The following is a 13,311-nucleotide window of genomic DNA, read 5'->3' as shown; positions in this document are numbered from 1 at the left end:
AGCAGGCGGCACGGGCACTTCGCCCATGGCCAAGTCCGGAGCAGGTCCCACTCAGCAACTTCCCAAAGCAACGGTACAGCTCGCCAAAGGCACCGGCCCGATGGCTGGTGGCGCCGCCGCTGGTGGTGCCAAGGCTGCCAGCACGGTGACGCCTCCGAGCGCCCCAGTGAAGCGCACCCAGGCTGCAGACAACGCGCCTCTCTATGAGGAAACCGATCCGGAAGCCGGTCTCGCCCCTCTCGCCATTCTCTGCACGGTGCTCGCCGTGGCCGTGATGCTTCTGAACCTTCTCGGTTCCGACAAGGCCTTCGCCGCTGCCCCGGGAGAAACCAGTTCCTTCATGGTTCCTGCGGCCGACAACCCGGCTTGGGAAGTTCGCGATCCGAACACTGGCACCTTCAAGAACGAGTTCAACAGCACGCTCAAGAAGATCACGGACCTCTACAACCAGTAATTTAACTCGTTCCTCCTGTTCCCATGCCTCTCGCCTGGATTCTTTTCCTGCTCTCGATCGCAGTCCTTGCCATCAACATTCTGACGAAGAGTCAGATCGGTAGCTAGACTGCCCCGCAGACCTCCCTTCTACTGAAAAGGCGCGACTCCGGTCGCGCCTTTTTTGTTTCCCTCCCCAGCGGCCACCGCCGCGTTGCTCTGCGATTCCGGTTGATTCGCCGCATCCCCTCGCCACGATGGGGGCGTAAATCTTTCCACACCCTAATACTATGGCTAGCGAAACCCTGGTCACCTTGACCGAAGAAAACTTCACCGCCGAAGTGCAAAACTCCACGGTGCCCGTGATCGTGGACTTCTGGGCCGAATGGTGCGGACCTTGCCGCATGCTCACCCCGATCCTCGAAGACTTGGCCAAGGACAAGGCAGGCGCTGTGAAAATCGGCAAGGTGAACGTGGACGACAACCAGAACCTCGCCGCACAGTTCAACGTGCGTTCCATCCCCATGCTGGTCTTCTTCAAGGACGGCCAGGCCAAGGACGTCGTCGTAGGCGTTCAGTCGAAGGATGCTCTCAGCCGCAAGCTGGAAGCCCTCTGATCGATTTAGCCCTCATCGCCCGGTCACAGCACCGGTCCATCTGACAAGCATTTACTGGCGCGGCATCACTGCCGCGCCTTTTCTTTTGTCACGGCCTCATCCCCGTTCTTTGCCCATTGTCTTTTCACCTGCTTCATGGTTTAACCGCATTGGGCTCCACCCCTTCCCTCTCCCATGGAAATCAAACCCGAAATCTACGAACAGCCCGGCACCTTCTACCTCGGCCGCACCTATGATCCCGTCGCTACCAAGCTGGAAGACGAGTTGGTGCTTTATGATTCCAAGGACCTCGTGACCCACGGCGTCGTGCTGGGCATGACCGGCTCCGGCAAGACGGGCCTCTGTCTCGCCGTGCTGGAAGAAGCCGCCATGGACGGCATCCCCATCATCGCCATTGATCCCAAAGGCGACATCGCCAACTTCCTGCTGACCTTCCCGGACCTGGCGGGCTCCGACTTCGAGCCCTGGGTGAATGAGGAGGATGCCCGCAAGAAGGGCCAGAGCACCACCGAGTACGCGGAGAGCCAGTCCGCCCTCTGGAAGAAGGGTCTGGGCGAGTGGGGCCAGAGCGCGGAGCGGATCAGGAAACTACGGGACAACGTGGACATCACCGTCTTCACGCCCGGCAGCAACGCTGGCATCCCCGTCTCCATCGTCGCCTCCCTGGAGGCCCCTCCCGCAGAGGTGCTGGAGGACGAGGAAATATTCCACGAGCGGGTGGAGAGTTGCGCCACCAGCCTGCTCAGCCTGGCCGGTGTGGAAGGCGATCCTATGCAGTCGCCGGAGCACATCCTCCTGGCGAACATCTTCTCCCATTGCTGGGCCAAGGGGCAGAACCTGACGCTGGAGAATCTCGTGCAACTCGCCCAACAGCCGCCCTTTCAGAAGGTGGGCGTGATGACCGTGGACGAGTTTCTCTCCGAGAAGAAGCGCACGGATCTGGCGATGAAGCTGAACAACCTCCTCGCCTCGCCGAGCTTTGCGAGCTGGCTGGAAGGGGTGCCGCTCAACATCCAGAGCATGCTCTACACGCCCGAGGGCAAGCCCCGGGTCAGCATCTTCAGCATCGCCCATCTCAGCGATGCACAGCGCATGTTCTTCGTGAGCCTGCTGCTCAACCAGACTCTGGGATGGATGCGGGCCCAGTCCGGCACCACCAGTCTGCGGGCCATGCTCTACATGGATGAGATCTTCGGGTACCTGCCGCCCACGGCCAACCCGCCCTCCAAGAAGCCGATGATGATCCTGCTCAAGCAGGCGCGGGCCTTCGGCCTGGGCATCCTGCTGGCCACCCAGAACCCGGTGGACCTCGACTATAAGGCGCTCTCCAACATCGGCACCTGGTGGCTCGGCCGTCTGCAGACGGAACGCGACAAGGCCCGCGTGCTTGATGGCTTGGAAGGCGCGGCCTCCTCGCAGAATGCCAAGTTTGACCGTGCCGACATGGAAAAGCTCCTGTCCGGCCTGGGCAACCGCATCTTCCTGATGAACAACGTGCACGAGGAGCACCCGGTGGTGTTCAACGTACGCTGGGTCATGACCTACCTGAGGGGTCCGCTAAGCCGCAACCAGATCAAGCAGCTCATGGACCCGAAGCGGTCAGAGTTCGCCACCACCACCCGCATCTCCTCCACCGCCTCATCGCGCAAGTCCCGGACCACCGCCAAGGCCGCGGCTCCCACGGAGGACGACGGCTTCCTGCCACCGAGCAGTGGTGATGACAGCGAGGAGGGCGCATCAGTTGGTTCCTCGATCCGCCCCAAACTCCCCGATGGTGTGGCGGAGTACTTCAAGACAGAAGGCGGGGCCACCAGCTATGCGCCAGCGCTGCTTCGTTCCGCCACGGTGCTCTTCAACGATCCCAAGAAGAAGATCAACGGTCGCCTCACCGTGACCGTGGCCAACGAGATCGATGCCGCCAAAGCCAAGGTGCTGTGGGACAAGTTCCTGGAGATTCCCAAGGACCTGGACCTAACCACTCTCCAGACCGAGCCGGACGAAAGCCTGGCCTTCGGTGAACTTCCCAGCGTGGCCCAGAAGGCCGCCACCTATAAGACGATCTCGAAGGACTTCATCAACTGGGTGTATTCCAACCAGGTGTTCGAGCTGCTCTACAGCCCTCTGCTGGATGCGTACTCCAAGTTTGGCGAAGCGGCCGCAGACTTCCGGGTCCGCGTGGACCAGACCGCCCGGGAACTGCGCGATCAGGCGGTGGAGGAACTCCGTGCCAAGATGACCAAGCAGGCGAAGGCCATCGATGAAAAGATGGCCCGGGCCCAGCAGAAGCTGGAGACCCAGAAGGCCCAGGCCAGCAGCGCGAAGCTCTCTACGGTCATGCAAATTGGCGGCGGATTGCTGGGTGCCCTCTTTGGCCGCAAAAGCAGCGCCTTCAGCAGCACCACAGTGAGCAAAGTAGGCTCCGCCTGGCGAGAATCCAAAGAAGCCTCCGCTGCCGAGGATGAAGTGGAGCGTTATGACCAGGAACTCCGGGAACTGGACAAACAGCTCACGGATGAGATCCAGAAGATCCGTGATCAGTACGACCCCACCACACTGGTCTTCGAGACGATCCAGCTCAATCCGCTCAAGAAGAACATCACCCCAAGTGCTGTCGGCATTCTCTGGGTGGCAGAGTAGCGTGATCGGTTGATCGATTCACAGGCCGCCGCGGTGAAACACTGCGGCGGCCTTTTTTGTTTTGGAGGATTGCCAGCGAGACCAGTCGGGATACCCAGCGAGCCCACCGCCCCAACGTCGCGAAGCGTCTTGGAGTACGGTGGCTTGACACCGTTTTCTAACCGCGACCAAGCGCGAGGCACCGCACAGCCACAGCGAAGCCCATCACCACCGCCTCCTCCAATCAGCAGGACAGCGGTTCAAGGCACAACGCCCCTTCACCCGCCGGCGAAAGCGGCGTCAAGGCGCCAGCACTCCAAGACGCTGCCGCGACCTTTGAAGGTGCCAGCCAAGATTGCTCTCATCGAGACATCCAACCTTCCCATCAACCTCTCGTCCTCACTTCCTCTACAGCAAGGTGCTGTCATCAGCACGCTCCAGCTTCCCCACCTTCTTCTTGATGGTCTCAAGCTGCACCGTCATCTCATGCACCGCTTTGATGCAATCGCTCATCGTCTCCGCATCGTTCAAGCCGGGTAGGGCCGGATGAAGCTTCATGAACTGAAGGGCGATGTTTTTGCAAGCTTCCCTGATCTGAGCAATAGCGGCTGGGCGGTCCATGCCGCCTACATCCGACGGGCGGCGGCCCCCGTCAAATATCAAAACCAGCCCGCGGATGCCCTCGCGCCTTCTACCGGATGAAATAGCTCAGGTTCTCAAGTTCCACGGCGAGGTCCACGTTGTTGACGACAACGTTCTTGGGCACATCAAGCACGACGGGTGAGAAGTTGAGGATGGCCTGAATCCCGGCCTCCACCATCTCGTTCACCACCTCCTGGCCGTGCGTGGCAGGCACCGTGAGGATGGCCATCTTGATGTGGTTCTCCCGGATGAACGACGACAGTTCCTTGGCATCCATCAGGGGGATCTTGAGGCCCTTCATGCGCTTCGGATCAGGGCGCACGTCAAACGCGGACACGATCTCGAACCCCTCCTTCTGGAATCCACCATAGCGGAGCAAGGCTGCACCCAGGTTCCCCACCCCAACCAGGATCACGGGCTGCAGGCGGGAACGCCCCAGAACCTCGCCAATGGCACCGCTCAGCCCGGCCACATTGTACCCGAGACCACGCGTGCCGAACTGGCCGAAGTAGGTCAAATCCTTGCGCAACTGCGTGGACTTCACCCCTGCCGCCTTGGCAAGCGCCTCAGAGGAGACAGTCTCCATCATGTTGTCCTTCAGTCTCTGGAGGCATCGCTGGTAGATCGAGAGGCGGTAGACGGTTTTCCGGGGGATTTCGATTCTTGTCACTTGTGAAATTTCACAAAGGTCTGGAGTTTGTCAAGGAACCCCACATAAACAAAAAGCCGGCCCCCTTGCGGAGACCGGCCTAAAGCGTTCAACTTGAAGGCGAATCTGTGACTTATGCGTAGGACGATTCCACGCGGGCCGCCACGTCTTTGTAGCCGTAGTCGTTGTTGTAGATCTCCTTCATGCAGTTGAGGTAGTCATCGGCCTTGCCCACCTTCTGGTAGGTTTTGCCCAGTTCGTAGAGGATTTCCTTCTTCTCGTTGTTAAAGGCAGGGATTTCCTTCACGGCCTCGTTCATCGCGTTGATGGCCAAGTCGTTCATGTTCAACCTCTCAAAGCACTTGCCCAGCATGAGCAGTGCCTTGTTGCGGATGTGCGGGTTGCTCTTGGCCTGCTGAAGCTCGGGGATGGCCTCGCGGTACTGTTCCGCCTGGAAGAGGATCGTGGCGTAGTCGAAGCGGTACTGCTTGTCCGTCGGGTTGCGGTCCACCTTGGATTTGGCCTCTGTCAGGAGGGTGGAGAGCCGCTCACGCTTGCTAGCGCGGATTGCTTCCCGCTTTTCTTCGATGTCCGGAGCATCTGGATCCGCCTCAATTTCAGCTTCCATCTGTTGGATGAGCTTTTCACCCGCCTTGTTGCGCACCTGCTCGATGCGGGCCTGCAGCGCCACGTCGCCCGGGGCGAGCTGGGCGGCCCAGTCGTAGTAGCTCATGGCGCTGTCCAAGTCGTCCAGACGCTCGTAGAGGTCGGCGATCTTCTTCACCACGTTGACGTTGTTGGGATCCTTCTCGTAGTCGGCCGCGAGCTGTAGCAGGAGTCCCTGCATCTGCTCCGGGGTCATCCCCTGGCGACTCATGGCCTCATCACGGTTCGACTGGTCCTTGTCACGCTTGGCCTTGTCGAAGCCACCTTCCTGCTGCCAGCCCTGGCGCATCATGGAAGTCTTGGCCGCCGCATCCTTCTCGCCCTTGATGGCGTCCATGTCCGTCGGATCATGCTTCAGTACCAGGCGATAGGTTTCGCTGGCCTTCTCTGGCTCATCAATGGCCATGTAATGGAGGGCCAGTTGATGCATGTTCCGGGTGTTGGTCGGCTGTCCCTCTCTGATGGTTTCCAGCGCAAAGGCAGCCAGATGGTTCTGCCCGAGGCGCATGGCCAGATCATACAGGCTCTGGTTGGCACCCGAGTTGTAGGGATCCTTTTGGAAGACATTCTCTTCCAGATCGGCAATCTGCTCCCATGGATCCTTTTTGGAGGCGGGCCCCAGCTTGATGCCGCCCATGCTCAATCCACCGCCAAAGAGGCCTTTCTTCTGGCTGCGGAACTTTTCTCCTTCGGCACGGCGGAGCAGTTTGCGTCCATCAAGGAACTCCGGTGCCTGCTTGACCACGGTAAGCACAAGACTGATGGCGTAGTCAAAGTTCTTTAGCTGATAGGCACTGACACCTTTGAGCCACAAGTTTTTCTGCTGAGGGGCAAGATCGGCTTCTGTCATGGAATTGATGGAGGTCTCGTGAAGTTTTGACGTTGTAAGTAAAATTAGGAAGCGGGCGGGGGGAGCTATTTTGCCGCCGGAGCAGCCGGCATGGCAGGGGTAACAGGTTGCGGCCCAACGGGCTTACCAGTGACGAATGCCGCAAGATTGCGCCATTCCCCCTTGAACCCATCGCGAAAACCCGCCCATCCGAAGCCGTGCTCGAAGGCCACCATCCAAGAGTAGGTGGCCACCAAGAACGCGACGATCCAGAGAATTCGGGCGAAAAAACGCATGGCAGAATTGAAGTTTAAGGGCAAAACGCTCCAGGCGTCCAGCCTTGAATTCATCTTGAAAATAACTCTCCAGCCAGCAACTCGGCCTCCCGCACGAAGACTTCGGCTGGAGCCGTGAGCTTCCCCGCCCAAAGTGCCCCGAAGGTGACCGGGGGAGCCCCCGGCAAAGGCAACTCCCTCACCCCGGATGCCGCCTTCATCTTGGGCAGCTGCAAACTGAGTCCCACGCCAAACCCCCCCTCCACGTACCGATTAACCAGATCCAGCCCCCCCAGTTCCAGGCTGGGAAGCCAGTCCACCCCGCGGGTGCGGAGGTAGGCCTGGAAGGTGCGGCTCACACCTTCGAAGGAGCTGAGAGTGATCAGGGGCAGCTCGATGCGATCCTGCTCCAGCACCTCCTGAGCGTGCTGAATGCCGCTGGATTCAGAGACCAGCAGCACCATGGAAAGGGTGGCCACCTCGCGAATCTGGATGTTGGGCCCCGCCTTGTCGGTTAGCACGGAGAGGCCCAAGTCAATCTCCTGAGACTCCAGCAGGGCCTCGATTTCCTGTTGGCGCCCCTGAGTGAGGGTGAAATGAAACCCTGGCACGCGCTGCTTCATGCGCGCCAGGAGTTCCGGCAAGTACTCCCGCTGGACAATTTCTGGAGCTGCAATGCGGAGCCGATTGTCCACCCCACCCCGCAAGCGTCGGGCCATGTCATCCAAACCTCCGAAGAATGGCTCTATATAAGCAAAGAGGACCTGCCCCTCCCTCGTGAGCTGAAAGGGGCGACGGCGGAACAAGGTGACGCCGAGATTGTCCTCCAGTTGCAGAATCTGTGCGCTGATGGCCGGTTGCTGGATGCCGTAGGGGATGTGCCGGGCGGCCGCGCTCACCCCGCCATGCCGGGCCACGTAGAAAAACAGTTCAAGATGGTGGACGTTCATTCAGGGTCGGGCTGGGGATGGCCCACTGTATTCAGTCCATCAATACACGGTCAAACTTTATCAATTTCCATTCGTCGTCACCCCGTCCCAGACTAGGGTTCTATACCGGGACCAACCGCCCGGCACGTCGCATGGAAGTCATTGGCCTTCTTTTCCTCCTCGCCTTTGTGGTGCTGGTCTTCGTCCTGCCCATCCGGGCGGCCATCGTCTCACGCTCTGCGCGGGACAAAACCGCAGCGCTCGAGGAACAGCTCCGCCAGGCGCTCTCCCGCCTGACCGATCAGCAATACCAGATGAACCGTCGCATCGGCGAACTGGAAAGTCAGCTGCGGGATGGGGTGGCCCCATCTGCTACTGCCGCCCAGGCAGCGACGCCTCCGGTCTCGCCAGAACCCCAGACGGTCTCCCAACCTTCTACAGCGCCACCACCTCCGCCGCTGGAACAGGTAGCGCCTGCACCTACACCCGTGCTGACGGAAACGCTGGAGCCCGTACCGGCTTCCGCCGCGGTGGAAGAAACCAGCCCCGAACCGCTCGCTCCTCCCCCTCTGCCTCCGGCCTCGACACTGGCACCGGTGTCCACCCGCGAATCCGCCCCGCCCGTCATGCCTCCACCCATGCCGTTGCCGGCAGCGGCCCGGAAGCCGGTTCAGGAAAAACCCGCCTTCACCCTGGAGCAATTCATGGGTGTGAAGCTCTTCGCCTGGCTGGGTGGTCTGGCTCTCTTCCTCGGCATCGTCTTCTTTGTGAAGTATGCCTTTGAGCAGAACCTGATTCCGCCGTCGGTCCGCGTTGCCATCGGATTTGTGTTCGGCATTGGCCTCACCGTGGGTGGATTGAAGTTGAGCGCCCAAAAAACCTACACCGTGCTGGCTCACACCTTGTGCGCCACGGGTGTACTGGTGCTGTACGGGGTGACCTTTGCGGCCCACGCGCTTTACCGCTTCCCGTTTTTCAACGCCATCACCACCTTCGGGTTCATGACGTTGATCACCGCCGTTGCCTTCCTCTTGGCAGTGCGGATGAATGCCATGGTGGTGGCGGTTTTGGGCATGGTGGGTGGTTTCCTTACTCCCATCCTCTGCTCCACCGGTCACGACAACCCTTGGGGACTGTTCGGCTACATCACGCTGCTCGACGTTGGATTGATCGCGGTAGCCAAGAAGATGCGCTGGCTTCACCTCACCGCGCTGGGGGCTGCGGGCACCATTATCATGCAGCTGGGCTGGATGGAGAAGTTCTTCTCTAGCGAAGGCTATATGTACGGGCCCAAAACCTGGATCGTGGTGGGCGTCTTCCTCTGGTTTGCCTTCCTCTTCACCGCCGGGGCCTGGTGGTCGAAGCGTCGCGAGGACGAGGACCTCTATCCCGTGGGCTCGGCCCTCGCGCTCTGCGGCAGCGCGCTCATCATCGCCTTTTCCTTCTTTGATCATACCGAAATCACCCAGCGCCCCGGACTACTCTACACCTTGGTCTTGCTGGTGAATGTTGCCGCTTTGGCCACGGTCTGGATCGAGCCCCGCGTGCGCGCCGCTCAAGCCATCGTCGGCCTGCTCACCTTTACCCACCTCTCGATCTGGAGCACACATCAGCTGACGGCTGAGATGCTGCCCGCCGCGCTGGTGATCTATCTGGTGTTCGGCTTCATGCACACCGCCTTCAGCGTGGTGTGGGCACGCCGCCATCCTGGCACACCGCAGACCATTGCGGGCTTCGTTCCCGTGGTGGCGCTCCTGCTGATGATGCTGCCGATTTTCCGGCTCACCTCAGTGCCCCTGCTCGTCTGGCCTGCCATCCTGCTGGTGAACCTGCTCATCATCGGCCTGGCGGTGGTGACCCGCGCCCTGTTGCCGGTGTTGACCGCGATCGTCCTCACCCTCTTCACCACGCTGGGCTGGCTGCTCCGGCTGCCGGCCTCCACCGACAGCATGCCCGGCTTTCTCACCATCCTCTGTGGGTTTGCCGTGGTCTTCATCGCCGCCAGTTGTTTCCTCTCGCGCCGGGTCCTGGCCTCCCAGCCCAGCGAGATTGGGGACCGCAACCTGCTCCCGAACAATCTTGCAGAGTGGTTGCCCATCAGCTCGGCCACCCTGCCGTTCTTCCTGCTCATCATGGCATCGCTGCACATCCCGATGCCGAACCCAGCTCCGATCTTTGGCGCAGCCCTGGTCCTGACTCTCTTCATGCTGGGACTTACGCGAGTCAGCGGCATTGGCAGCCTTCCCCCGGTGGCCATGCTGTGCAGCCTGGGCCTGCAGATCTCCTGGCACGTGCACCGCTTTGACATCCACTCCCCCTGGCAACCGCTCTTCTGGTACCTGGGCTTCTACCTCCTGTTCACCCTTTATCCCTTCATCTTCCGCAAGGTCTTTGAGCAGGCCATTCTCCCCTGGGCGGCTGCCGCGCTCTCCGGTGTAGGCGCTTTCCTGCTGGTCCATGCCTTGGTGAAAGACACCTGGCCGAACAATGTGATGGGACTGCTGCCCGCCGCCTTCGCGGCGCCGCCTCTCCTGAGCCTGATGATGGTGCTGAAACGGCACTCTGCCGACAATCCCGCCCGCGTCGCGCAGCTGGCCTGGTTCGGCGCTGTGGGCCTCTTCTTCATCACCCTCATCTTCCCCATTCAGTTTGAAAGACAGTGGATCACGCTTGGCTGGGCCTTTGAAGGAGCCGCTCTGTGCTGGCTGTATCGTCGTGTGCCCCACGGCGGACTCCGCGCCACGGGTGCGGGCCTCCTCATCGCCGCCTTTGTCCGGCTGGCGCTCAACCCTGCCGTACTTACCTATTACCCGCGCAGCGAGACGCCCATCCTGAACTGGCACCTGTACACCTACGGCTTGGCCGCCGCCGCGCTCATCCTCGCCGCCTGGTGGCTGGCACCGCCACGTCACAAACTGTGGGACATCAATCTCCGGAGTCTCTTCTGTGCCCTCGGCGGAGTGCTGCTCTTCCTATTGCTCAACATTGAGATCGCCGACTTCTTCACTGCTCCCGGCCAGCGCTTCATCGTCTTCAACTTTGACGGAAACTTTGCCCGTGACATGACCACCAGCATCTCCTGGGGTCTGTTCGCCCTGGGTCTGCTCGGGCTCGGCTTCTGGCTGCGCACGGCGGCGACCCGCTACGCCGGCATCGGACTGCTCGCGGTCACCTTATTGAAGCTCTTCTTCCACGATCTCGCCAACATCGGCAGCATCTACCGCATCGGTGCCCTCATTGTCGTGGCCCTCATCGCGCTTGCCGCCTCGTTCCTCTACCAGAAGTTCCTGGACCGCAGCCACCCTACTGACGAAGCATGAAAACCCCGTCTTCCCCTCTGACTTGGTGGCTCTCGCTCGCCGTCATTTTGACGGCGGCCTCCGCGCGGGCGCAGGAAAACAGCGCCCTTCCGTTGGCAGACTGGCGGCACATGCAGAATGTGACGCCGGCAGCGGCAGGCTTTGTCCGAATCGAGATCCCCTCCACCACCCACGGTGCCGCCCAACAGGATCTGCAGGACTTGCGCCTCCTCAATCCAGCGGGTGAGGAAACCCCTTTCCTGCTGCAATGGCCCCAGCAGGAGACAGTCGCCACGCGGACAGTTTCCGAATTCCGAGCTCGGATCGAAGGTGACAAGACCTATCTGGAGATGGCAGTGCCGCCCGGAGAACCCATCCGTGCGCTCACTCTGGAAGCAGCCACCGCCACCTTCCTCAAAGCCGTGACGCTGGAGGGCTCCCAGGACGGAGCCACCTGGCAGCCGATCGGCGAGTCCGGCATTGTCTTTCGCCAGCGGGATGGCAGCAGCCGGCTCCGACTTGCGTTTCCAACCGGATCTTGGAAACAACTTCGCATCACCCTCGATGACCGGAAGTCTCCTCCCGTGGCGTTCACGGGGGCCTCCGTGGAGCTGCCCCGTAGCGCCTCGGCCACCATCAAGGAAAGCGTCACCGTATCGAAGACAGAGGAACTCCCCGGCCGCACCCGCCTTCATCTGACTTTACAAACCCCACATGCCTGGCTGGGCACGCTCCGGCTGCAAACCACGGATCCCGTTTTCAGCCGGAAGGTGGCGCTGAGCAACGCCAGCACCTCACCTGAGGCGACAGGCTCCCCTCTTGCAGACGGCACCGTGTTCCGCATGCAGGCAGACGACCTCAACGCCTCCTCTTTGGAGCTTCCTGTGCATCGTCAGGCTTTGGGTGGTCAACTGGTGTTGGACATCGAGAACGGGGACAGCCCGCCGCTCAAGGTTGATGGCGTCGAAGCCACCCGCTATCCCGCGCATCTACTTTTTGCGGCCCAGGCCCTGGGAGAATGGAAACTGTACAGCGGCAATCCTCTGGCTATCGCGCCGTACTATGACCTCTCCGCGCTCTCGTCGCGATTGAAGTCGGCACAGAGCGGCACCGCGACCGTCGGGGAGCTCCAGGCCAACCCTGGCTACCGCAAGGACGGCGTCCTCGGCCAGTTTGCAGAATCAGGCAGCGTCATCGACACCAACAGCTGGCGGAGGAGGAAGCCGGTGCTGATCACGCAGCCCGGCGTGCAACTCCTCGAACTCGATCTTGAGGCGTCTTGCCACCATGACCTCGGCGATCTGCGCCTCGTTCAGGACGGACGTCAACTGCCCTACCTGGTGCTGCCGGAGCGCCCTACCCGCACCATTTCCCTGCCAGTGACTTTGACACAAGATCCCAAGCGCCTCACCTGGTCACGGTGGAAACTCGATCTGCCCTTTGAGAACCTGCCGCTGCAACGGCTGGAGGTTGCCACTCCGACCCGGGTTTATGAAAGAACGTTGACCGTCCTGGAAACACGCCCCAATCGCTCCGGCTCGTCTCAGCACTACTCCGCCATCCTGGGCAGCGTGACCGTGAGAAATCGTGAGGAGGGGAAAACCTTGACCCTGCCGCTAAACACCCACGCTGTAGGCAAGGAGATTTGGATTGAGGCGGACAACGGTGACAACACGCCCATGGAGATCACCGCGGTGCATGGTTCCTATCAAGTGGTACGCCTGAAGTTCCAAGCCCTGCCCAGCGGAGCTCCGGTGTTCCTCTACTACGATCATCCATCTGTGCCTGCCCCACGCTACGACTTGCGGCTCGTGGAGCGGGAACTCAATCTGGCCACCCCATCCACCGCCACCCTGGGCTCCGAGGAAGCCCTCGCACCTGGCAAGCGCAAAGCAGAAGATGAATCCGGTGCCGGATCGGTCTTTCTGTGGGTCGCCCTCGCCGCCGTCGCGGGTGGATTGCTGTGGGTCGTGGTGAAGTTGCTGCCCGAACAGCCGGGCGGCGGAGGTGGTTCTGCGTCGTAGCGGTCTCGTTGGAGTACGGATACATTCAAACTATCATCCGCGTCTTAACTCCAGCACCTCCAATCGTCGCGAAGCGTCTTGGAGTACGGTGGCTCGACACCGTTTTCTGACCGCGACCAAACGCGAAGGGCGACAACGCACCAGCGAAGCCCAACGGCACCGCATACGCCAACCCGCCGGACCAAGGTTCAAGGTTCAAGGCACAACCACCTCCACCAGCCGGCGAAAGCGGCGTCAAGCCGCCAGCACTCCAAGACGCTGCCGCGACCTTTGAGAGGGCAATCTGAAATTGACCTCACCCAGAGCATCCAACCTCCCTCGTCAACCGCGCCC

10 protein-coding genes are annotated in these 13,311 nt (G+C 60.9%); 5 read left to right on the top strand and 5 right to left on the bottom strand.

Annotated elements, in window-relative coordinates; genetic code table 11:
* From BV106_RS09020 to BV106_RS09010, 3 genes are all read left to right on the top strand, one after another.
* Nucleotides 1–454, top strand: a 454-nt coding sequence (locus tag BV106_RS09020; protein WP_265595472.1) for a hypothetical protein, incomplete at its 5' end; no start/stop codon positions are given.
* 268 nt (nucleotides 455–722) lie between these two features.
* Complete coding sequence (gene trxA, locus BV106_RS09015; RefSeq protein ID WP_038163612.1) at nucleotides 723–1,049, top strand: thioredoxin; 327 nt, start codon at nucleotides 723–725, stop codon at nucleotides 1,047–1,049.
* Nucleotides 1,050–1,223: 174 nt separating this feature from the next.
* On the top strand, nucleotides 1,224–3,686 hold the full coding sequence (locus BV106_RS09010; RefSeq protein WP_051945464.1) for a DUF87 domain-containing protein: 2,463 nt from the start codon (nucleotides 1,224–1,226) through the stop codon (nucleotides 3,684–3,686).
* 387 nt (nucleotides 3,687–4,073) lie between these two features.
* Here the strand turns inward: BV106_RS09010 and BV106_RS09005 are convergent, their stop codons facing one another.
* The 5 genes from BV106_RS09005 to BV106_RS08985 all read right to left on the bottom strand — a co-directional run bounded on the left by BV106_RS09005 (nucleotide 4,074) and on the right by BV106_RS08985 (nucleotide 7,676).
* Entirely contained in the window at nucleotides 4,074–4,223 is a 150-nt protein-coding gene (locus BV106_RS09005) for a hypothetical protein (protein WP_265595471.1), read from the bottom strand.
* Nucleotides 4,224–4,356: 133 nt separating this feature from the next.
* Entirely contained in the window at nucleotides 4,357–4,977 is a 621-nt protein-coding gene (locus BV106_RS09000) for a redox-sensing transcriptional repressor Rex (RefSeq protein ID WP_038163607.1), read from the bottom strand.
* A 112-nt stretch (nucleotides 4,978–5,089) separates the two neighbouring features.
* Entirely contained in the window at nucleotides 5,090–6,472 is a 1,383-nt protein-coding gene (locus BV106_RS08995; protein ID WP_038163605.1) for a tetratricopeptide repeat protein, read from the bottom strand.
* A 65-nt stretch (nucleotides 6,473–6,537) separates the two neighbouring features.
* The gene (locus tag BV106_RS08990) at nucleotides 6,538–6,747 is read right to left on the bottom strand and encodes a hypothetical protein (RefSeq protein WP_265595470.1); all 210 of its coding nucleotides are present in this window, start codon (nucleotides 6,745–6,747) and stop codon (nucleotides 6,538–6,540) included.
* 50 nt (nucleotides 6,748–6,797) lie between these two features.
* Nucleotides 6,798–7,676 carry a LysR family transcriptional regulator gene (locus BV106_RS08985; protein WP_051945462.1) on the bottom strand — a complete coding sequence of 293 codons (879 nt, stop codon included), beginning with the start codon at nucleotides 7,674–7,676 and terminating at the stop codon, nucleotides 6,798–6,800.
* 131 nt (nucleotides 7,677–7,807) lie between these two features.
* On the opposite strand from BV106_RS08985, the gene BV106_RS08980 reads away from it, so the two are divergent.
* Both BV106_RS08980 and BV106_RS08975 read left to right on the top strand, forming a co-directional pair.
* Nucleotides 7,808–10,975, top strand: coding sequence for a DUF2339 domain-containing protein (locus BV106_RS08980; RefSeq protein ID WP_038163602.1), 3,168 nt, complete (start codon nucleotides 7,808–7,810; stop codon nucleotides 10,973–10,975).
* A complete protein-coding gene (locus tag BV106_RS08975) occupies nucleotides 10,972–12,978 on the top strand; it encodes a DUF3999 family protein (protein ID WP_038163599.1) in 2,007 nt (668 codons plus the stop codon). The genes BV106_RS08980 and BV106_RS08975 overlap by 4 nt, the downstream gene beginning before the upstream one ends.
* Nucleotides 12,979–13,311 lie beyond the last annotated feature (333 nt).

This window comes from Verrucomicrobium sp. BvORR106 (assembly GCF_000739655.1).
GTDB lineage: Bacteria > Verrucomicrobiota > Verrucomicrobiia > Verrucomicrobiales > Verrucomicrobiaceae > Verrucomicrobium.
The sequence above is the reverse complement of the archived record's forward strand: the minus strand, read 5'-3'. Positions and strand labels throughout refer to the sequence as shown.

Coding starts and splice junctions, on each gene's coding strand:
- trxA (WP_038163612.1), top strand. CDS start 723: ATGGCTAGCGAAACCCTGGTCACCTTGACCGAAGAAAACTTCACCGCC.
- BV106_RS09010 (WP_051945464.1), top strand. CDS start 1,224: ATGGAAATCAAACCCGAAATCTACGAACAGCCCGGCACCTTCTACCTC.
- BV106_RS09005 (WP_265595471.1), bottom strand. CDS start 4,223: ATGAAGCTTCATCCGGCCCTACCCGGCTTGAACGATGCGGAGACGATG.
- BV106_RS08995 (WP_038163605.1), bottom strand. CDS start 6,472: ATGACAGAAGCCGATCTTGCCCCTCAGCAGAAAAACTTGTGGCTCAAA.
- BV106_RS08990 (WP_265595470.1), bottom strand. CDS start 6,747: ATGCGTTTTTTCGCCCGAATTCTCTGGATCGTCGCGTTCTTGGTGGCC.
- BV106_RS08985 (WP_051945462.1), bottom strand. CDS start 7,676: ATGAACGTCCACCATCTTGAACTGTTTTTCTACGTGGCCCGGCATGGC.
- BV106_RS08980 (WP_038163602.1), top strand. CDS start 7,808: ATGGAAGTCATTGGCCTTCTTTTCCTCCTCGCCTTTGTGGTGCTGGTC.
- BV106_RS08975 (WP_038163599.1), top strand. CDS start 10,972: ATGAAAACCCCGTCTTCCCCTCTGACTTGGTGGCTCTCGCTCGCCGTC.